15 protein-coding genes are annotated in these 20,384 nt (G+C 58.9%); 12 read left to right on the top strand and 3 right to left on the bottom strand.

What is annotated here, in order from left to right; genetic code table 11:
* Positions 1-152: 152 nt before the first annotated feature.
* The 7 genes from vccA to vccD all read left to right on the top strand — a co-directional run bounded on the left by vccA (position 153) and on the right by vccD (position 12,153).
* The gene (gene vccA / locus VSP_RS27235) at positions 153-4,169 is read left to right on the top strand and encodes a Verru_Chthon cassette protein A (protein ID WP_081452753.1); all 4,017 of its coding nucleotides are present in this window, start codon (positions 153-155) and stop codon (positions 4,167-4,169) included.
* A 250-nt stretch (positions 4,170-4,419) separates the two neighbouring features.
* Positions 4,420-6,636, top strand: coding sequence for a DUF1549 domain-containing protein (locus VSP_RS37670; protein ID WP_232289512.1), 2,217 nt, complete (start codon positions 4,420-4,422; stop codon positions 6,634-6,636).
* 66 nt (positions 6,637-6,702) lie between these two features.
* A complete protein-coding gene (locus tag VSP_RS27225; RefSeq protein WP_009964720.1) occupies positions 6,703-7,977 on the top strand; it encodes a DUF1501 domain-containing protein in 1,275 nt (424 codons plus the stop codon).
* A 319-nt stretch (positions 7,978-8,296) separates the two neighbouring features.
* A complete protein-coding gene (locus tag VSP_RS27220) occupies positions 8,297-9,430 on the top strand; it encodes a substrate-binding domain-containing protein (protein WP_009964719.1) in 1,134 nt (377 codons plus the stop codon).
* Positions 9,431-9,913: 483 nt separating this feature from the next.
* The gene (vccB, locus tag VSP_RS27215; RefSeq protein ID WP_009964718.1) at positions 9,914-10,426 is read left to right on the top strand and encodes a Verru_Chthon cassette protein B; all 513 of its coding nucleotides are present in this window, start codon (positions 9,914-9,916) and stop codon (positions 10,424-10,426) included.
* A 15-nt stretch (positions 10,427-10,441) separates the two neighbouring features.
* On the top strand, positions 10,442-11,533 hold the full coding sequence (vccC, locus tag VSP_RS27210) for a Verru_Chthon cassette protein C (RefSeq protein WP_009964717.1): 1,092 nt from the start codon (positions 10,442-10,444) through the stop codon (positions 11,531-11,533).
* On the top strand, positions 11,530-12,153 hold the full coding sequence (vccD, locus tag VSP_RS27205) for a Verru_Chthon cassette protein D (RefSeq protein WP_172682516.1): 624 nt from the start codon (positions 11,530-11,532) through the stop codon (positions 12,151-12,153). The genes vccC and vccD overlap by 4 nt, the downstream gene beginning before the upstream one ends.
* A gap of 273 nt (positions 12,154-12,426) precedes the next feature.
* On the opposite strand, the gene VSP_RS27200 is transcribed toward vccD, so the two are convergent.
* The 3 genes from VSP_RS27200 to VSP_RS27190 form a co-directional block, all read right to left on the bottom strand.
* Positions 12,427-13,032: a hypothetical protein gene (locus tag VSP_RS27200; protein WP_029190801.1), complete on the bottom strand. Its 606-nt coding sequence runs from the start codon at positions 13,030-13,032 to the stop codon at positions 12,427-12,429.
* Positions 13,029-15,356, bottom strand: a complete 2,328-nt coding sequence (locus tag VSP_RS27195; RefSeq protein ID WP_009964714.1) for an FdhF/YdeP family oxidoreductase — start codon at positions 15,354-15,356, stop codon at positions 13,029-13,031. The genes VSP_RS27200 and VSP_RS27195 overlap by 4 nt, the downstream gene beginning before the upstream one ends.
* 166 nt (positions 15,357-15,522) lie before the next feature.
* A complete protein-coding gene (locus VSP_RS27190) occupies positions 15,523-16,290 on the bottom strand; it encodes a sulfite exporter TauE/SafE family protein (RefSeq protein ID WP_009964713.1) in 768 nt (255 codons plus the stop codon).
* 292 nt (positions 16,291-16,582) lie between these two features.
* Here VSP_RS27190 and VSP_RS27180 point away from each other — a divergent pair, with 292 nt between their 5' ends.
* From VSP_RS27180 to VSP_RS37660, 5 genes are all read left to right on the top strand, one after another.
* Positions 16,583-17,884: an argininosuccinate synthase gene (locus tag VSP_RS27180; protein ID WP_009964711.1), complete on the top strand. Its 1,302-nt coding sequence runs from the start codon at positions 16,583-16,585 to the stop codon at positions 17,882-17,884.
* Positions 17,885-18,533: 649 nt separating this feature from the next.
* On the top strand, positions 18,534-19,001 hold the full coding sequence (locus tag VSP_RS27175; RefSeq protein ID WP_009964709.1) for an SRPBCC family protein: 468 nt from the start codon (positions 18,534-18,536) through the stop codon (positions 18,999-19,001).
* Positions 19,002-19,067: 66 nt separating this feature from the next.
* Positions 19,068-19,523, top strand: coding sequence for a hypothetical protein (locus VSP_RS37665; RefSeq protein WP_009964708.1), 456 nt, complete (start codon positions 19,068-19,070; stop codon positions 19,521-19,523).
* Positions 19,524-19,663: 140 nt separating this feature from the next.
* A complete protein-coding gene (locus VSP_RS42640) occupies positions 19,664-19,840 on the top strand; it encodes a hypothetical protein (RefSeq protein ID WP_009964707.1) in 177 nt (58 codons plus the stop codon).
* A 14-nt stretch (positions 19,841-19,854) separates the two neighbouring features.
* Positions 19,855-20,355 (top strand): GNAT family N-acetyltransferase, encoded by a 501-nt coding sequence (locus VSP_RS37660; RefSeq protein ID WP_009964705.1) that lies wholly within the window; start codon positions 19,855-19,857, stop codon positions 20,353-20,355.
* Positions 20,356-20,384: the final 29 nt, after the last annotated feature.

Here is a 20,384-nt window from a genome sequence, read left to right as displayed (position 1 = left end):
AACGCGCGCGCGGGGGGAGTTAAAGACTGCGTGATTGGTCAAGACAAACTCGTGATCCGTCCTGTTTGGGGCTGGAAGGCTCTCGTAAATTTTGAGTCCTTTATGGCTTCGTGAAAAGCTGCGTTGCGTCCCAATTTAAAGAGCAACTTCCCATGAGAGAGACATCTGAAAGCCCCTCCCGAATCAAGTGGGTCCATCGCCGTGCTGGCATGGCTCTGGTGATGGTGCTGGCAATTGTTGCGTTGCTTATGGGCTTGGTGCTGGCGTTGCTTTCGATGGGCTCATCAGAGGCGAGATCTTCTGCTGCCATCAGCCAGGTGGCACAGGCTCGCCAGTTGACGGATATGCCGGTCAGCATTGTCATGGCCCAGATCAGGGGGGCCACTTCCAACTTGGGAATCTCAAAAACATGGAGTTCCCAGCCTGGGATGATTCGTGTGTTTGGTACAGAGGCTGGTGCGGTGGCGGGCAGGTCCAAGCTCCATAGCGCATGGAGGTTGTATTCGTCAGACAAGATGTCGGAAGATGGGGCAACCTTCAGCGCTGCTGGTGAGGTTGCGTCGTTGGCTACATGGCAGGGTGATCCGGCGCATTTTACGGACATCAATGAACCGGTGACGCGCTTGGATCCAGGTGGCAACATTCACCGCGTCTTTCCCGTATTGGATGCCAGGGCGCTGAAGGCGGCGGCGGCGGAGTCTGAGAAGTTGGAAGGATTTGGTGTCTCCGTTGGGGGCGCTCCCGCTGCGACTGCGGATCATCCGTTTCCCATGCCTGTCCGGTGGCTCTATGTCCTGCAGGACGGCAGGGTTGTGGCACCGTCCGGCGGTACCGGGGGGAGTGCCACCTTTAACAGCGCGGAGGTGACGTCCAGCAACCCCGTAGTGGGCCGCATAGCGTTCTGGACGGATGACGAAAGCTGCAAAATAAACATCAACACGGCCAGCGAAGGTACGGGATGGAACATGCCGCGCTCCACCAGTTGGTCTGACCGGAATTTTGCCTACTTCCCACCAGCCCAGAATGAGTTCCAGCGGTTTCCGGGCCATCCGGCCATGGTGAGCCTCAGTCCGGTGCTCCAGGCCTTTGATCCCAAGTACGCCTATCAGTTCCCCGAGGTGCAGATTGATGGGACCGTATCCAACAAGACTTCCTACCAAGACTGGCTGAGGGGGATCTATAGCTTGCTGCCACGTGTGCAGCTCGGAGATGCGGGTCAGGGGTCCATGGGAGGCACGATTGTGCCGTCTGACGCCGGAATTCCCCTGAAGAGGGAGCGCCTTTTCGCTTCCTTGGATGAGATGTTTTATGGTTCCGCGTTTGCTGGGGGCCAGCGCAGGCCCAATGCCGCTGGAGGAGCATTGGATGCGACAGATCTTGAGATGGGGCGCTTCTTCATGACCGCCCACAGCCGGGCGCCTGAAGTGAATCTGTACAACCGTCCCCGCGTGTCGCTATGGCCGTTGCAAGTGGATAAGTCCAAGCGTACTGCCAAGGACAAGCTCATCGCGTATTGCTCCACTTACGGCAAACAACTGGGGGGCTTTCAAAGGGTCTCGACCTGGCAGAGCAATGCCGCCCAGGGGTCTTCGCAGGGCCCAACGCAAGATTTTCAGCTTGAAGAAAACCAAAAAATCTTTGGCTATCTGCAGAAGCTGACGAGGGCACCTGTGCCTGGGTTTGGAATTGAGACCTTCGATACCAAATACGGTTCATTGAACCGCAATCAGATCCTGTTGCAGATGTTTGACCTGGTTCGCTGGGGGGTAAATGGAAACAACGCCTTCGAGCCGCCGGTTTATCACTATCTGCCCCCCGGTGTCTATACTGGGGCTGGTTCGAGTGCAACTGCGGAGGCTTCCGCGGTCCCGGTTGTGGCTGAGGGGACAGCCGCTGAGGGTTTTGGGAAAAAGCTCAAGGCCTTCGGCAGGTATCCCTCTATTGTAGAGGCTTCCATCATCTTTATGGCCACGGACGTGGAGCTCAAGACCGATGGCTCTCCGGTGGACGTCGTCGCTCCGCTGAATCAGGCGGACAAGACAAATCGTATGCGAGCCTTCCTGGTGCTCCAGCCCTTTACCCCTGTCGTAGGCACACCGCCATTCACTCCCAATGTCCGCTTCCGTATCAAGGGGTTGGAGCAATGGAAAGTGAACGGCCAGAATCTCGGGTTTCCCGCGGATGCGGTCAACCGTGTGTGGACGACTTCCAGCGTGACAGGCGATCGCGGGCAGACCACGGCATACACCTTTCTGAACAACCAGTTTTACAAGGACGGCGCAGCGAAGACGATGGTTCCCGGGGGAACAGGGGCGGATGAATCGACATCTTTTCCCTTTGTGAGTCTGGAAATGGACGTGTCCACAGCAGATTCTTTCACCTTTACTGGTGGTCCGATCACGATCGAGATGCACCTCGGAGCAGGGGCCCCCGGAGCATTGGACGAATCAACTTTGGTGCAATCGGCCGCCATGGACTTTCCCAATTCGACTGGCGCCTGGCCTGTTCCTAAGGTGCGGCTTGGCACTAACTCCATGCCATCCAACAACACATGGGGCAATGCCAAAGCGTACATGGATTTACAACGCCGCTTCACCACGGGAGGGGGGCCGTTTGAATATTTGATTGTCTTTGGTGACACGGTCCGATCTGTTGCCGTTGATCCAAAGGGTGACACTGGAGGAGATTTCCGGCTCTTGTGTGCTTTGCGTGACATTCCTGCGACTTGTTACGCCCCTCATTTTGACTACCAAAATCCCGCCAAGGAGGAGGCGCATGGTCTTCGTCACGGAGGATCCACCTGGGCTGGTCACTACGGCCGCAGCAATGGGGTGGGGTATCTCAACAATTCCCAAACAGGTCGGCAGAGCATCTGGCAGATAGCAGGGTATGAGTTCACGCCTGGAGGGCAGGTGACAAAATCCTACGGGCTGCTGCGAGATGTAAGTTACTGGCAGGACTGCCAGCCGGCCGGCCCCAGGCGTCTGGACGGGGCCTATAATGCGGGGGGGAACCCGGGGGATTGGGACACAGGTGTCGGGCGCATCGAAGACGGCCCCTATATCAACAAACCAGATGACAATGGTATAACCAAGAACACGGCCGCAGCGGGAGCGGGGTACTTTGCGCGGCTCGGGATCCCAGGTGAGACGACGGGGAGGACCTTTTCGCCGAACCGCCAGATCTGTTCCGCAGTGGCCTTTGGTTCACTGCCTACGGGTGTCCACCCCAATCCCACCAGCGGTACCAGCAGTGCACCGTGGCAGACGTTGCTTTTCTGCCCCAATCCCGCTTCCAGATCCACTCCCGCAGATGCGGAACCGAATGCGCAAGATCACTGGGGCTTTCAGCCTCCCTTTGATCACCTGCTGCTCGATCATTTTTGGGTTCCCGTGGTGGAACCTTATGCGATCAGCGAGCCGTTCTCGACTGCGGGGAAGATCAATCTCAATTCCCAGATCATGCCCTTCTCCTACATACAGCGGGATACGGGCATTCATGCGGCGTTGCGCAGCGTCAGAGTCACCGCACTCCCCCATTCTGTAGCATGGGCTGCCAATGCGACAACGCGTTCCGTAACTCCCGACAACAAGACGGAGTGCTATAAGTCCACGGACTATTGGTTGAAGTATGAAACCGTGTATGGGGTCAATGCCCAGGAGACTGTCAAAGGACTGCACCGTCGTTTCAACCAGGGGGACGTCTTCCGAAGTGCCTCTGAGATCTGCAGCATATTTCTGGTGCCAAGCCCCCTGCCCAGGCGCCGCTACTTTTCCGGTGTGCCCAACTCGTCACCTTCCTATGAATCCATGATCAGGTGGTGGAACGGTGATCTGGGCTCACAAAAAGACGGGCTCGAACTCACCGGCGAAAATGTGCGTGAGTCCCCCTACAACCAGCTCTATCCGCTGCTCACCACCAAGTCGAATGTCTTCACTGTGCATTACCGGGTTCAGGTCTTGAAGAAATCCCGGTCGAGCGCAGCGGTAGTGTGGGATGAGGCCCGGGATGCCATTTCTGCCGAACAGCGGGGGTCCGTGGTCCTTGAGCGCTACCTCGACCCCAATGAAGACAGCCTGCCTGACTTCTTTGACACCCCTTCCCAGGACGGGTCATTGGATGACCTGTACCGCTTCCGGGTGATCTCGAAAACAACGTTTGCGCCCTGACGGGGCACCCCGCTCCAAGAGGAGGTTTGAAATGTCCCCGCCTGGTTTCGGGCGGGGGATTTTTGCATGTTCACGTGCCGGGGCGGTGTTTAAGTAGTTACATGAACCGCAAAGTATTGGCGTGTGAACATGGAGTGATGATTTTGCAACAAGATGTCTAATGATAACGCGGGGGGCGCGTTCAAGGGTGGCTGCACTGCACGAAGTTTGTGCATCGTAATAGCATCGAACCTGCACTTGAAACATGAAGATGAAACACCTGCTTCTCGGACTTGGCATGGCCATGTTCGGGGTAATGACGGCCCAGGCTGCGGCCGCCCGCGTATGGACGGACAGCCAGGGGCGCAAAGTTGAGGCCGCCTTTGTAAAGCTGGACGGAGACACCGTCTATATCCAGCTGGCCAATGGCACGGTATTTCCGCTGCCTCTTGCGAGACTCTCACCCGCAGACCAGGAAGCTGCCAGGACGCTGACGCCGGCAGAGAATGCGAATGCACTGTTGTCTGTCCCAACCAATGCGTCTGTGGCGCAGGCAGCGGCGAAAATTGACCAACTGGTGGAGATAGGGCTTCAGAAGGGGAATATCAAGCTGGCGGAGCAGGCAAGGAAGAAAGCTTTGGAAGACCAGAAGTCCGGAGTCAAGCCCAAGCCCCATGTGGCAGTGCCGCCAAACCCGCTGATGACGGACGAACAGTTTGTCCGTCGTGTGTATCTGGATATTGCCGGTCGCATCCCGAACTTCGATGAGGCCACGGCCTTTTTGAAGGATGCCTCGGCAGAAAAGCGTGCCAAGTTGATTGACACCCTCCTGGCATCGGATGGATACGCCAGCCACCTGTACAACTATTTTGCCGAGATGCTTCGCATCAAGGAAGGGCTTGAGACGGCAGACTACGTGACCGGTACGCCCTATATCCAGTGGATGAAGGACCAGATCAAGGCGAACACCACGTGGGACAAGATGGTGTACGACATGATCACGGCAGACGGCAAGGCCTGGAACAATGGCGCAACTGGCTACTTGCTGCGTGATTCGGGCATGCGCCTGGACAATCTGGCCGTCACTCTGACGGTGTTCCTCGGCACGGACGTCGCCTGTGCGCAGTGTCATGATCATCCCTTTGCAAACTGGACGCAGCGGCAGTTCTATGAAATGGCCTCCTTTTTCGGTGCGACGAGCACTTACATGGGCAACCGGGACTTTCCCAACGGAGATCCCACCAAGCATCTCGCCGAAGAGGCCGACCGCATCATGCAGAGCAACGGACTGGACCCCAAGATTCACGGGGAGATTGTCCGTGATGTCATGGGGGCAAACAAGGTGGTGATCAAAGACGTGCCGGAGAACCGGATCCGCCTGCCTCATGACTACAAGTATAAAGATGGAAAGCCGAACGAGCCGGTGGCGCCCAAGCTCATCATGTGGAGTGAGAAGGACAAAAAGAACCCTTCTTACGATGTGGTGAACTCAGGGGGAAGAAAGGGCAGGAAAGATGACGGTGCCGCGAACACGGAGAACCTGAGGGAAAGTTTTGCCAGGTGGATGACACACCCGGCAAACCCGCGGTTCTCGATGACGATAGCCAACCGCATGTGGGCACACGCCTTTGGTCTGGCGCTCACCCCGAGCGTGCGCAGCATGGACCACCCTGAAGAGGCCTACAATCCTGAGCTGTTGCTGCATCTCAGCAACGAGATGGTTCGCGTGAAATTCAACCTCAAGGAGTTTTTGCGGATCCTCTACAACACCAAGACCTATCAGAGAGAGGCAACCACCACCGCACTGGCAATGGGTGAACCCTATTACTTTCAGGGCCCGGTGCTGCGTCGCATGAGTGCGGAACAGGCCTGGGACTCCTACATGACCCTGGTGATGGGCAGCCCTGACAGTGTGAAAAACCAGGGGGCCGACCTTTATGGGCGCTCTTTGGACATGAATCTGGCCACGGTGGACGTAAAAACGGTTTTGCTGAAGGCGAACGCAGTGCGGGACATCAGCAAGAAACTGAATGCCAACGTGATGACAGGTGGGCTGGCCATGGCCGGCAGTGATGACTCCATGATGGAAGGCAAGGTGCTCCGCTATGGCAAAATGAAACTCATGCGTGCCTCTGAGCTGGAGCAGCCTGCCCCTGATGGCCATTTCCTGCGGGACTTTGGACAGTCTGACAGGATGTTGATCGATGGTGGTGCAAAAGAGGGAAGCGTTCCTCAAGTGTTGATGATGATGAACGGGCCGACCCAGGCCATGTTGACGAGCAAGGACTCATTGATCTTCCGAAACATGGAGAAAGTGAGCTCTCCCGCTGACAAGGTGGAAGCAATGTTCTTGAGCATACTCAACCGTCGCCCGACTCTGCGTGAGAAGGACATCGCGAAGAAGCAGCTCAGTGCTCATGGTGAGGACGGATATTCCAACATGATCTGGGCGCTCATCAATACCCGGGAGTTCAGCTTCATTCAGTAAGCCCTGAAGGGGGGCTTCAAGGGTACACCTCTTTGTGCATTAAAACTGTAACCATCGAATTCCAACATGAAGAATCAATATCTCAAACTCGATCCCGGCTCGCGCCGTGAGTTTATGCTTCGCACGGCCCAGGCAGCGCTGGGTGTCAGTGTTCTTTCCGGGCTGGACAAATCCTTTGCTGCTGCGGAGCCTGCGCCCGCCGGCACGGGCGGCAAGGCCAAAGCCGTGATCTACCTTTACATGGCGGGTGGCATGAGCCACATCGACACATTCGATCCCAAAACGGGCGTGACCAAAGGGTATAAAGACCCGATTGGCACGAACGTCTCAGGTATCCAGCTTGGGGGTTACATGACGAAAATGTCGAAAATGGCTGACAAGTTGAGCATTGTGCGCTCCATGACGTCCAAAACCGGCGCGCACCAGGAGGGCAATTACATGATGCACACGGGTTACGACCGTCGTGGCACCATCCTGCACCCGACACTTGGCTCATGGGCGCAGCACTTCAAAGGTCGCTCCCACCCTTCGCTCCCTTCCAGTGTGACCATTGGTGCGGGTTCTGCAAACGCGGGCTTCTTCCCAACGGCGCTCGCTCCAGTTCCCATCAGCAGCCCGCAGGATGGTTTGCAATATGCCAAGCCAACGGTTGGCGAAGACATGTTCAAGAAGCGTCTGTCACTTGTGAACGAGTTTGACACCGCGTTCCGCGACAAGTTTCGCAGCCCGGAGGTGCGTGCTTACACGGAATTTTATGATGAAACCATCAACCTGTTGACCAGCAAAGATCTGGAGGCCTTTGATTTGACAAAGGAGGATGCCGCAACCCGCCAGATGTACGGGAATGGCTTCGGTCAGGGCTGCTTGCTGGCCCGCCGGCTAGTTCAGAGCGGGGTGCGGTTTGTGGAAGTCACGGCTGGTGGCTGGGACATGCACACGCAGGTTGACGGTGCCATGGAGCGCACCGGCAAAGGGATGGATACCGCATTCTCAGCTCTGCTCACTGACCTCCAACGCACGGGTCTGCTCGACTCCACCATGGTGGTGTTGGGAAGTGAGTTTGGGCGCACCCCTGACATCAACGAAAACAATGGGCGCGATCACTACCCGAAAGTGTTCTCCACCGTCTTTGCGGGTGGCGGGGTGAAGGCTGGCTATGTGCACGGTGCGTCCGACAAAGATGGCCGGGAAGTGGCGGATAAACAAGTCACGGTCCAGGACTTCATTGCCACGATCGGCGCGGCCATGGGGCTTCCCGTGAGTGAAGTGGTGATGTCTCCTTCCGGGCGACCTTTCACGGTAGGCGACAGGGGCAAGGTGGTGAGTGAGCTGTTTGCGTGACAGTCAGTCTGTTTCGTTCCCTTGGAGCAGTGTCCAGCGCAGCATCCGGCCGAAGGGCCGGGTGCTTTTTTGGCCTGGTGCGTGGGTATGCGAACCACTGGAAAAGGGAGTGGCTGGCACCCATTGCTTCCGCCAGAGGTGCTTCTGCGTGCGGTAAAAGTCGCCACTAGCTGAAGATTTTTGGAACAGCGGGTGCCAGCCGCACATCTGCTTGTCGAACTATTCGCCTCAAGTGCACCTGATCCAATCTTCCGATCCCTCCCCTCCAGTCCGGGGTGTGCCAGCAAATGCAGCGGGGCACAAGCATGTTGCCATTCTCATGGACGACACGGGGTCCTATGCACGGGATCTTCTGGAGGGTATCGCGCGGCACCAGCGGGAAAGCTCGAAGCCCTGGTCTCTCCACCTGGTGAGGCGGCGTCGGTTTGAGTTACCGCCAGAGTGCTTGAATGCCTGGACTGGGGATGGGGTGATCGCCCGAGTGGACTCCCTGGAAGTGGAGGTGGCGCTTAAGCGGACGGGCTTGCCCGTCGTGAATGTCAGTGGTGCTTTGGAGAATCCGTATTTCCCTACATTCGTCCAAGATCCCGTCCTGGCCGCGCGCCTGGCGCTTGGCTGTTTTGATGAGAGAGGGCATCGTCATCACGCCTTCATAGGCGACTCGCTGCAGCAGTGGTCACTGGATCGCCTGCGGCATTTTGATCGCTTGCTATGCGAGCGTGGGGACATCTGTCGTCGGCTGCTCCTGCACCCGGATGATTTGTATGCGGACCGGGCGGTTCAGATGATTCATGACTGGCTTCGGAAGCAACCGCGCCCCCTGGCGGTATGGGCTGGTGATGATGCCATGGGGTTGCAAGTGTTGAACGCGTGTTTGCGAGGGGGATTGCGGGTGCCGGATGATGTGGCGGTCTTGGGTGTGGACAATGACGTTACGCTGACGAAAATGACCACGCCGCCACTCTCCAGCTTGATCTTGAATGGCGAAGGTGCCGGCTTTCTGGCCGCCCGTGCTCTTGAGCAATTGATGGCTGGCGACCAGGTGAAGAAATCAGGTGTCACCGCTCTTGCCCCGCTGGGCATAGCCTTCCGCGGCAGCACCGACGTCCATGTCGCCGACGATTCGCATGTATCACTGGCGCTGAAAATCATCGAGCGGGAGGCGTGCCAAGGACTCCGCGTCGCGGAACTTGCAAGCAGGGTGCCACTTGCCAGGCGTCAACTTGAGACAAAATTCAAGGCGGCCCTGGGGCGCACGCTGCTGACACAGATCCGCATCGTGCAATGCCGCAAGGCGCAGTTCTTGTTGGAAACCACCGACCTGACGATGGTGGCGATTGCAGAACGCTGTGGCTACGAGCACCTGGAGCACTTCAGCAGGGTATTTAAAAAGGTAGTGGGTCACACCCCTGGGCAGCACAGGCGGATAAAGTGTGAATTTGCGGGGCGGTAGCAACTCGGTTTCGAGCTGGCTCGGCGGTGAAGGTGGAGGAGGGACAGGGGCAACATGCCGAATGTGGCACGCTGTTTTCCTTGCGGTTCGTTTTCGATCAACATCATTGCGTAAAGCGTCCTGTTCTAATGGGGACGCATGAAGAATTGTCTAACGGTCTTTGCACCGCGAGCCAGTGCTTTCAGCCGGCCAAGTCCTGCTACTTGATCACGCCGGTTGTTCCACAGAATGCGATGGAAGAGGAGAATTTAAACCGGTGGCTCCATGCCACCTGCTGGCCACTCTGTCAGCGTGGACGGCTCCAAAAAATCGTCATGGAACACGCAACCAAATGAATGCACCCACTCGCAAAAACGGAAGGGGTGCGCCTGTTGATCTCTTCGGCCTCCAGGAGATGCAGGGTGTCCGAACAGAGGGGGTTCACTTGACCGCTCTCATCATCACTCCAGCAATCCAACGTATTTCCACGAACTTTCACGCGCCATGAAAACCAACATTCCTTCCTCGTCCCCCGGTGGTCGTGGGTTCTCTCTGGTGGAGACCACCATCGCTGTCGGTATTGCAGCCACTGTACTTGTCGCCCTGGTGGGCTTGATTCCAGTTTCGCTGGACACCTTGCGGGAAGCCTCCAACACCACTGCTGCGGCCAGGATCATCCAATCCGTATCCTCAGATTACAGAATGCGGGACTGGGGTGAAGTCATCAAGCAACAGGAGGAAGGGGCCACCCGTGATTACAGCTTCGACGGACAGGGAACCCGGGTGAAGGATGGGGACTCATCCACCATCTTTACAGCCCGGGTCACGGTTGCGAGCGCCCTGCCTCTCCCCGGGCAGGCTTCAAGCAATCCCGGTCTCAGATCTCTACTGATCCAGGTCACCGGCAGCGCTGATCCAGAGGCGGCATTTGCCAGGCCGGAAACCTGCAAGCAGGCAAACTCCCTGCTCGCCCAGACAGACAAGGTTCCCGCCGCCCCAGCTGTCGCGTCTAACTAGTCCATTTTCCTTTTCATGTCCATGGCGTCACGCTATCCGTCTCCCAAGTTACGGGCATTTACCCTTATCGAGCTGCTGGTCTCGGTCGCTGTCCTTGCGGTGCTCATGCTGGTGCTCACCCAGGTCTTGTCTGACACTCAGACTACCTGGGGCAGGGCAAAGGCTCGCACCGAGGAGTTTCGGGAGGCAAGGGCCGTCTTTGAAGCCATGGCATCGCGTCTATCCCAGGCGACGCTCAATTCATACTGGGGATACAAGCTGGACATTAATAATAATCCAGTGTCGTACGAGCGACAGTCAGAACTGCACTTCGTAAGCGGTCCGGCGACAACGCTGCTGGGTGCTAGCCTGCCAGCGGCTGGACATTCCGTGTTTTTCCAGGCTCCGCTTGGCGAGAACATGGGAGCCGGAGCCCTGAGTGGCTCAGCCACGGAGCCCTATGGACTGCAAAACATGCTCAATGCCTGGGGTTGGTATGCGAGGTATGAAAGCGACATGCCACGGCGCCCCCCTTTCCTGGTAGCGTCCCCGGCGCAGCCGGAGAGGAAGCGCTTTCGCCTCATGGAGTTTCGCCAGCCCACAGAGAAGTTGTCACTCTACCAACTGGATGGCGGAATCCCATGGATAGAGGCTCAAAAGACCCAGGCGGATCTCTACAAATGGTTTCGCATGGATTTGGCGCAGGAGTCCCAACCTGTGGCCGAGAACATCCTTGCAGTATTCATCCAGCCGGTCTGGCCGGTCCTTGACGGCGATACGGGGGCCGACGTCAGCGCTGCGCCGGACTATGTGTATGATACGCGTCGCCACCAGTGGCAGGGGTCTTCTGCTCTTTCCAAACTGAGCCGGCATCAGCTTCCCCCCGTGCTTCGGCTGACCCTTGTTGCTTTGGATGAGCGGGACTGGTCCCGGCTTGATGTGTCCGCCTCTGACGCGCTGGCCGAGAAGCTCCAGAAGCTGGTCAACACCGAGGTGTTCACCTCTGCGGTGAAGTACGAGGCAGACGTCAAAAAACTCGAGACAGAGCTTGTGAACCTCAAGCTTGGCTTTCGCATATTCTCCACGGCGGTGCAAATGCCTGCCGCCAAACTCATGTCACAGTCGTGAATAAAAAACTCTCTTGCGCTGCTGCCAACAAGGCAGCTTTCACTTTGATTGAAATGATGGTGGTCATCGCCCTGGTGGCGATGCTGGTGGCTCTTGCCTCTTTTTCGATTGGAGGGGCGTTGTCGGCCCAGCAACTCACGTCATCAGCCAATCGCTTCACCAACGAACTGGCGTTTGCTGCACAACTTGCCACTCGGGAGAACCGGATGGTGGGCGTCCGCTTTCTGAAGAGAGCCCCGGAGGTCGGCGGCACCGGGGTGAGCTACTATCAAGCGTGGCAGCTGATGGTGCAGGACCGGGTGACGGGCAAGTGGAAGGCTTTCAGCGAGAGCAACCTCCTGGAGCGATCCACCATCATGGTTGAGAATAGTCTGTGGTCAACGCTGCTGACCCGTCCACCTTTGGTTGCGGCTGCGGCAGTGGATGATGCAGACACGACACCTCCGCTTTTTGCGTTTAAGCCGGAGGGCGGAACAACGCTGCCGAGGGGGACCTCGGACCCGAAGTGGTGCGTAACGCTGGCGCTGGCGACAGACTTGGAAAAGGCACCGGCTGTACTTCCGGCAAACTTCCGCACCCTTGTACTCAATCCGCACACCGGTTCCCTGGTGTTATACTGATCCTCCAGCCGCGCTGCAACAATCCGGCGGCTTGGGGTTGGGTTTAATCACACCTCCGCAACGGCAACGAAACCGCTTTTCCAAGACGGTAGCCCGTCAAGGCCCAACAAGATGCTGGTCGCCCACCGCCGTACCCAAGCAGGTTGCCGACAACCTTGCCGCGACTCCGTCAAGGTGACGCGTGCCGCAGTGGTGGATGGAGGGGGCGATGAGTCTCTGCCTCATGGCGGCGGCTGTCGTGGGTCGTGGAGGCTGCTGCGCCCATCGCCTGACTTACTTTCCTTCAATCTCCCTTGCGAATTGCACATAGACGATCTCGCATGAACCCTGGCCGGTATCTTCCCTTGTGAGCGAGCTGCGCCAAGGATGACTGGCCTGGGGATGGGTGGCCTCGACGAGGTAACCGGTGAGTTTCACTACTGAGCCTGTGCGGAACGAGGCGATGACTCCCGCAACTGCAGGCGTGGCAGGGATGAGGTGCATGTTGGCACTGTGGCGGATGAGCTCCGCCTCTGGGATGGGGCTGGTGCCCCAGTAGCGCCAGTGGTAGCAGCGGTTGCTCTGGGAGACATCGAGCTTCTCCAATACGGCTGTGTCTGACATGGGTCCCCAGCCTAGGGCGAGATCATAGGGGGCGAGAGGGGAGGGGAAATCTCCAGCGTAGTGTTCCTTGGAGAGGACCCTGGCCTGGAGGTTAAACCAGGCGAGGGGCTTCAGGGTCCAACCCTGATTCTGAATGGGAAGCGCCTCTTTGGCGAGGGTGACTTGCTCGGGTGCATTGCCGGCAAGCACCCCGGGGGCGTGGGAGACCGGGGCCCGGTAGGTCTGATACCCTGTGAGAGCCCCGAGCACCAGAGCGCCGATGCCCCACTTCATCATGCGGAAGCAGCGGGGGCGATGGTGATGATCACCGACTTGGATGTGGGCGTGTTGCTCTGCTCTGCAGTGCTGTCCACGGGCACCAGGACGTTGGCTTCCGGGAAATAAGCCGCAGCGCTGCCCCGTGGCATGTCATAGGGGATGGCGAGAAAGTTGCGCGCCAGGCGGGTCTGCCCCTGCCAGTGGCTGGTGATATCCACCGGACGCAGGGGCTGCACGCCGAGACCGCGCAGATCCTCCGGGTTCAGGAAGATGATGCGGCGTTCGTTGCTGATGCCGCGGTAGCGGTCATGCAAACCGTACACGGTGGTGTTGAACTGGTCGTGGCTGCGAAGCGTCTGGAGGAGGAATTGGCCGGGCTCGGGCTGCACGGACTGCAGGGCATTGGCGATGAAGGTGGCCTTGCGGGCCGGGGTGTCGAAGTTGCGCTCACGAGCACCGTTGGGCAGGTAGAAGCCACCGGGGCGGCGGACACGCTCGTTAAAGTTCTCGAACCCAGGAATGACGGCCTCGATCTTGTCGCGGATGAGATCGTAGTTGGAAGCGAGCTGTGCCCAGGGCACGGTGGTTTGCTTGGCAAGGGTGGCCTCGGCGATGCGGGCGACGATCATGGTCTCACTGAGGAGTTGATCGCCAGCGGGGCGCAGATTCCCCTGGCTCATGTGGACCACGCTCATGGAATCCTCCACGGTGACGAACTGGGGCATGCCGCTCTGGTAGTCCATCTCTGACCGGCCCAGGCAGGGCAGGATGAGGGCGCGCCTGCCTGTGATGAGGTGGCTGCGGTTGAGCTTGGTGGAAACGTGCGCGGTGAGGTTGCAGTTCCTGAGGGCGGTGGCGGTGAATTCCGTGTCTGGCGTGGCAGAGAGGAAGTTCCCCCCCAGACCGATGAAGACCTTGCCCGGGCTCTCGTGCATGGCCTTGATGGCCAGGACCACGTCGTACCCGTGATGCCGGGGCGGGTTAAAGGAAAACACCTGCCCCAGCTTGTCCAGGAACGAGTCCGGCATCTTCTCGAAGATGCCCATGGTGCGATCCCCCTGTACGTTGCTGTGGCCGCGCACGGGGCACAGTCCTGCCCCGGGCCGGCCCAGTGCTCCCAGCATGAGGTGCACATGCGTGACCTCCTGGATGGTGGCGACGGCGTTGCGATGCTGGGTGAGGCCCATGGCCCAGCAGGTGATCACACGCTTCTCTCCGCCCGCCATCTGAAGGGCGAGGTTTTCGATCTCCTCCTGCGCCATGCCGCTGCCATCGACGATCTCCGACCACGAGGTCTGGCGCACCAGGGTGGCGTACTCGGCAAAGCCAGTGGTGTGCTGCCGGAGGAAGGCGTCATCCAGGACTTTGCCGGGCGAGGCTTCTTCCAGAGCCAGGAGCGCCTTGGCGATGCCGCGAAAGAGGGCCATGTCGCCGTTCACCTTCACCTGCAGGTATTGAGTGGTGAGCTTGGTCGAGAGGCCCATCATGCCGCTGACTTCCTGGGGGTGTTTGAAGCCCAGCAGGCCGGGTTCGATGAGCGGGTTCACGGCGACAACCTTGGCCCCCTTCCGCACCGCACTTTGGAGGGTGCTGAGCATGCGCGGGTGGTTGGTGCCGGGATTCTGTCCCACCACGAGAATGGTGTCTGCCAGATCAAAGTCGTCCAGACGTACCGTCCCCTTGCCCACACCCACCGTCGCCTTTAGGGCGCAGCCGCTGGATTCATGGCACATGTTGGAGCAGTCCGGCAGGTTGTTCGTGCCAAACTGGCGGACGAACAACTGGTACAGGAAGGCAGCTTCATTGCTGGCGCGACCGCTGGTGTAGAAGATGCCGTCGTCCGGGGAGGGGAGCTGGTTCAGCTCTGTGGAGATGATTTGGAAAGCCCGATCCCAGCTGACGGGTTGGTAGTGGGTGCCGCCTGCCTCCAGGAGCATGGGCTCCACCAGGCGCCCCTGCTGCTCCAGCCAGTAGTCGGACTCTGCCGCCAGCTCGGTGATGCTATGGCTGGCAAAGAAGTCACGCGTGGCCTTGCGAGTGGTGGCCTCGGCCGCAATGGCCTTGGCACCGTTTTCGCAGAACTCCGTGGCAGCACGGTGGTTGTCAGGATCCGGCCAGGCGCAGCTCGGGCAGTCGAAGCCGTTTTTCTGGTTCAGCTTGAGCAATGCCTCAGTCCCGCGCACTACCCCGGCCTGGCCGAAGACGTGGTTCAAAGAGGAGAGCACGGCGGGCAGACCGGCCGCAGCATGAGATGGGCTGCCGACGTGGATGCCGGTGTGTTCCTCCGGCGGCTGGGCGGCGGGCAGGACAGGCTCTGAAACGGGAGCGTTGCGGGAAGACATGGTGGGCAGGGGGAAATAGCGAACCTGAAGTTATTTTGGACTTGGTTTGCCGGGCTTACAAGACTGGAACGTGAGCCCTTTTTGCGGGGCAACGCAAATCGTCAAGCGGGATGCGCAATGGACGTCGGGGGGGAGGCGGGCGCTCGCCCTGTCTCCCCTAGAGGGATTACGCCAGCACCAGCCGGATGGCTGCCACCAGGGCAAAGACGAACATTACCCACTCGAAGATCTTTTGCGGCAGCACCTTCACAATGCGCCAGCCGATGACGGCTCCGAGGAATACCGCAGGCAGCAGGCAGAGATTGGTGAGCAGGGTGGGGCCGGTGATCAGACCGATTTGGGCACTGAAGGGCACCTTGACCAGATTGATAAAAAGGAAGAAGCGGCTGAAAATGCCCAAGTACTCGCTTTTCTCAAACCGCTGGGCCAGCAGGTAAACAGTCATGACGGGTCCGGCAGCGTTGGCCAGCATGGTGGCGACGCCGGCGGCAATTCCCAAGATGGCGGTGAAAACGGGGTGCTTGTGCAACTCCGCCAGCTGATCTCGCTTCCAGTCCAGCACCAGTTTCACTGCCAGCAGCGCAATGATGAGCCAGCCGATGGCCAGGCGGGCGGTGGCGTTGTCCAGCAGGTCCAGGAGCCACCAGCCGATGACCACCCCAACGATGGCGGGAGGGACCAGCGGGATGATCTGCCGCCACTTTCCGCTGCCCCGCAGCAGGTAGTAGCCCATGAGATCCGCAGCGATGAGCATGGGCAGCACCACTCCGGTGGAGGCCTTGGCCCCGAACGCCTGGGCGAAAAGCAGCACGCTCACCAGCCCTGTGCCTGCCAATCCCGCCTTGGCCATGCCGATGCAGAGCGCTCCAATGACGGCCAGCCAGAGCACTTCAGGGTGATTGGCGAAAAGCGTGTGGCTGAGGAGGTCGGGCATGGAGGCGGGACTGAGCGATGGACTGGAAATGGGAAATGCCAAGCAGCAATCGCACGACCATGACGCGCCGTGTCGCCCTGTCGATAAAAAGCAAAAGATTTGCCAGAGTCTGCTTGCCCAGCCCTCGCTCTACCGCTGGCTGGCCTGGCGTTCGCTGCGGGACTGAGCACGGCATGCCAGTTGACATTTTGGCCAGACTCCGCGTCCGCCCTTGATGGCGGGGCAAATCGGTGTTTGTTTGGCGGTTCATTTCAAACCGACTCCCCCGACAGCTCCACTCCAACCCTTCAGCATGAAAAAGAAAATCGTTCTGGCCTACTCCGGCGGTCTCGACACCTCCGTCCTGCTCTCCTGGATCAAAGACACCTATGACGCAGAAGTCATCGCGTTCTGCGCGAACATCGGCCAGGACGACGAGCTGAAGGGGCTGAACGCGAAGGCCAAGAAGACCGGCGCCTCCAAGATCTACATCGACGACCTCCAGGAGGAGTTTGCCCGTGATTTCATCTACCCGATGATGCAGGCCGGAGCCATTTATGAGGGCCAGTACTTCCTGGGCACCAGCATTGCCCGCCCTCTCATCGCCAAGCGCATGGTGGAGATCGCCCAGGCCGAAGGCGCGACCGCGATCGCCCACGGCGCGACCGGCAAGGGGAACGACCAAGTCCGTTTCGAGTTGACCGCTGCCGCTCTGGCCCCCGAGATCGAAATCATCGCCCCCTGGCGGGACGAGCGTTTCCGCACCGCCTTCCCCGGCCGCGCCGAGATGATCGCCTACTGCGCAGACAAGAACATCCCGGTGCAGGCCAGCGCCAAGAAGCCCTACTCCAGCGACCGCAACCTGCTGCACATCAGCTTTGAGGCTGGCATCTTGGAAGATCCCTGGTTCGACGCCTTCGCCCCGTCCAACAAGGACATGTTCACCCTCTCCGTTGCTCCGGAAGACGCTCCCGACAAGGCGGAGTACGTGACGCTGGAGTTCATGAAGGGTGACTGCGTGGCCGTGAACGGCAAGGAACTGAGCCCCCTTCAGGTGATGAAGACACTCAACAAGCTGGGTGGCAAGCACGGCGTGGGTCGTGTGGACATGGTGGAGAACCGCTTTGTCGGGATGAAGAGCCGCGGTGTGTATGAAACCCCCGGCGGTGCCATCCTGCACTTCGCCCACCGTCAGATCGAAAGCCTCACCATGGACCGCGAAGTCATGCACCTGCGTGACAGCCTGATTCCGAAGTACGCCACCCTGGTGTACAACGGCTTCTGGTACGCTCCGGAGCGCCTCGCCCTCCAGGCCCTGGTGACAGAGAGCCAGAAGAACGTGTCCGGCACGGTGCGCGTGAAGCTCTACAAGGGCGGCATCTACGCTGCCGGCCGCAAGTCCGCCTACAGCCTGTACAACCCGCACATCGCCACGATGGAAGCGGACCCGACCAAGGCCTACAACCAGGACGATGCCACTGGCTTCATCCGCCTGAACGGCCTGCGCCTCAAGGTGGGGGCCACGGTGGAGGCCGAGGTGAATGCGCAGGCTCCGAAGAAGGCGGCGACGGCAACGAAGGCACCCAAGGCCAAGAAGGCTGCGAAGAAGAAGTAAACTCCAAAATTCAAACTCGAAACTTCAAACGGGTTTCGTGGTGCTTGCGGGCAGATGGCTTCGGTCGTCTGCCCGTTTTGGTTTCATGCATCGGCTCAAACCGGATTTGCCTGCGTATGACTCAGGCAGGGGGGCGGGCGGCACAAGTTGTGTTGACAGGCTGTTGGGGTGGGGCGTTGATGTCCGGCTACGATCGAGTCATTCAATGAGATTCTTCGCATCAATCAGTGCAGCCATTCTTTTCGCGGCCATATGGTTGGGTATTATCGCCAGCGTGCTCACGTTGTTGGATTCAACGGGAATGGATGCAGGTAATATTCCCGACTTCGTTTACCGGGCGACAGCTGCTACCGTTATCGCCATGGCGGTGTGGGCGGCCTGTCTCGGCTATGCCCTCGTTCAACACAGATGGCCAGCGGCACATGGCAAAGCCTGGAGCTACTGCGGCCTCCTTTCAAATTGCAATTGTGCTCTTGAAAAGGTCTGTCTTAAACCAGAATGCGCCTGCCAGAAGACGCATGTGTGTGCGACTCCCCGCTGCAACTGCGACAGGCCTAGAGTGTGTCGCACGCTGGAATGCAAATGCAGTCTCCCTAAGGTCTATCTTGAGTGACGGGCAACCTGGCTTTGCTCTCTGAACCACTCCGCCATGCCCACCGGATCCGTCTCCTGCACGATGTGCCGCCCGTCACTGGAAGTGTTCAACGTGCTTCATGACTATTCCCGGAGGCTGGAGTGGGACACGCTCCTTTCCAGTGCTGCTTTGACGTGCGGGCACACGGTGGCAGGAAAGGGGGCCTCCTCACTGTGCGTCGGCAAACGGCGATTGGGAGGGATTGGCATCGAGACCCGCTATGTTTCTTTTGCTCCCGGCTCGCTTGCGGCGGTGGAGATGATCAACCGTCCGGAGTTTTTCGAGAGCTTTGCTGCCGGCATCCGCCATGTGGACACACCGGAAGGATCCCTGCTCACCTACAAGTTCCGCTTCACCGCCAAGCCGGGATGGCTGCGCTGGGTTCTTGAGCCGGTCATGCTGGCCGCGCTGCGACTCGAAACGCAGAAGCGGTTAAGGGCCTTGGCAGCCTATATGGCGACCCAGCCATTGAAGCCGTCTTGACCTGCCTCCTCAGGTTTGCGTAGGATCCTAAAAAACTCCCGGGGTTCTCCTCACCGTTCCAAGATCATGGCACGCACGTACGAACAGATTCTCGAGGCGTTTGATGCACTGACCTATGAGGACTTTGATTGCATCCCCCGGAATTCGAATGGTATCGGGACGCTGTATGAGTTGACGGAGGAGCTCATGGCGCTGCCTCAACCCGAGCGGGCGATTCGCCCCATGTTCGACCTCATGGAGCGCTTGCCGGCGTCAGATCTCGGGTCTCCGGGCCCTCTGGTTCACGCCCTGGAAAAAATGGCGGGGCGTTATGAGGCAGAGCTGGTGGAGTCCATCCGGCGCAAGCCGACCACTCTCTCCGTCTGGATGGTCAACCGGATCCTGAATGTGACCAGCAAGCCCCGTCAGAGGGAGTTCTATCTGGAGCTGCTACGGCTGGTGATCGAGCACCCTGAAGTGTCACAAACTGAGCAGGATCAGGCGCAGCGATTCATTGAGCATCAAGTGAACCGCACACGATAGATGCGACAAAGACGTTGACGGCACGGAGAAAATCTCAGACCATCGCACTGTCAGGTGAATTAGGAAGCAAGAGAAAAGCCCCGGTGATCGGATCACTGAAGTGCCGGAGGCGGGAAAGTGAATCTCAACCTGTTGATCCTATGGCAACCAAAAAAGCCCAAAAAGGTACGACGGCAAAAGCCAAAGCCACGGCGACCAAGGCACGCATCAAGAAGACCAAAGTGGCGCTGGCGGGAAGTGACACCCGCGTCAAAGCGCACCTCAAATCGACCACCAAACGCCAGCAGGCCAAGCGGGACAGCAAAAACGCGGGGTGAGCCGGGTTTGAGGAATGGAGTTGGCATCTGACCATCTGGATATCGCAGCCGTGGCCGATGTGTCGGCGACAGGCTGTGATCTTGTTCGTCAGTGGCTCCGGGAACACAACTGGACGGCCAATCAGGACTTCATGGAGCAGCTTCAGCAGCCGGAGCATCAAGCTCGGGCCTTGGTGCTTCTCGCCCGTAGAGATGCCCGCGTGGTTGGTGGGTTGATTGCCGAGACCCAGATGGCCTGGCTGCGCATTTCCATCATGGCGGTCAGCCCTGAGTGCCGCTCGCAGGGCATTGGAGCGGCACTTCTTGCTGAGGCGGAGAGGCTGGCCGTCGGATGCGGTTGCAGACATGCATATGTGGATACGATGGAATACCAGGAGCCCCGCTTCTATCTTGCGCACCGCTTCAGCATCGTCGGCCAGATCCCGGACTGGGATTCGCGCGGTCATGCCAAGTTGTACTTCTCAAAAGACCTTCGTGGAAACGGCTCATCACTCCCGACTGAAGCTCGGAGTTGAGCCTGAGTATTCAGCACCCCGTGCATGCT

Origin of the sequence: Verrucomicrobium spinosum DSM 4136 = JCM 18804, from assembly GCF_000172155.1 — a bacterium.
GTDB lineage: Bacteria > Verrucomicrobiota > Verrucomicrobiia > Verrucomicrobiales > Verrucomicrobiaceae > Verrucomicrobium > Verrucomicrobium spinosum.
Note: the sequence above shows the minus strand (reverse complement) of the source record. Positions and strands in the feature narration are given on the sequence as shown.

What these genes read in the sequence shown, in the direction of transcription:
- VSP_RS42640 (WP_009964707.1), top strand. Translation starts at nt 19,664, where the DNA reads ATGGCAACCAAAAAAGCCCAAAAAGGTACGACGGCAAAAGCCAAAGCC.
- VSP_RS37670 (WP_232289512.1), top strand. Translation starts at nt 4,420, where the DNA reads ATGAAACACCTGCTTCTCGGACTTGGCATGGCCATGTTCGGGGTAATG.
- VSP_RS37660 (WP_009964705.1), top strand. Translation starts at nt 19,855, where the DNA reads ATGGAGTTGGCATCTGACCATCTGGATATCGCAGCCGTGGCCGATGTG.
- vccB (WP_009964718.1), top strand. Translation starts at nt 9,914, where the DNA reads ATGAAAACCAACATTCCTTCCTCGTCCCCCGGTGGTCGTGGGTTCTCT.
- VSP_RS27200 (WP_029190801.1), bottom strand. Translation starts at nt 13,032, where the DNA reads ATGATGAAGTGGGGCATCGGCGCTCTGGTGCTCGGGGCTCTCACAGGG.
- VSP_RS27195 (WP_009964714.1), bottom strand. Translation starts at nt 15,356, where the DNA reads ATGTCTTCCCGCAACGCTCCCGTTTCAGAGCCTGTCCTGCCCGCCGCC.
- vccC (WP_009964717.1), top strand. Translation starts at nt 10,442, where the DNA reads ATGTCCATGGCGTCACGCTATCCGTCTCCCAAGTTACGGGCATTTACC.
- VSP_RS27220 (WP_009964719.1), top strand. Translation starts at nt 8,297, where the DNA reads ATGGACGACACGGGGTCCTATGCACGGGATCTTCTGGAGGGTATCGCG.
- VSP_RS27225 (WP_009964720.1), top strand. Translation starts at nt 6,703, where the DNA reads ATGAAGAATCAATATCTCAAACTCGATCCCGGCTCGCGCCGTGAGTTT.
- VSP_RS37665 (WP_009964708.1), top strand. Translation starts at nt 19,068, where the DNA reads ATGGCACGCACGTACGAACAGATTCTCGAGGCGTTTGATGCACTGACC.
- VSP_RS27180 (WP_009964711.1), top strand. Translation starts at nt 16,583, where the DNA reads ATGAAAAAGAAAATCGTTCTGGCCTACTCCGGCGGTCTCGACACCTCC.
- VSP_RS27190 (WP_009964713.1), bottom strand. Translation starts at nt 16,290, where the DNA reads ATGCCCGACCTCCTCAGCCACACGCTTTTCGCCAATCACCCTGAAGTG.
- VSP_RS27175 (WP_009964709.1), top strand. Translation starts at nt 18,534, where the DNA reads ATGCCCACCGGATCCGTCTCCTGCACGATGTGCCGCCCGTCACTGGAA.
- vccA (WP_081452753.1), top strand. Translation starts at nt 153, where the DNA reads ATGAGAGAGACATCTGAAAGCCCCTCCCGAATCAAGTGGGTCCATCGC.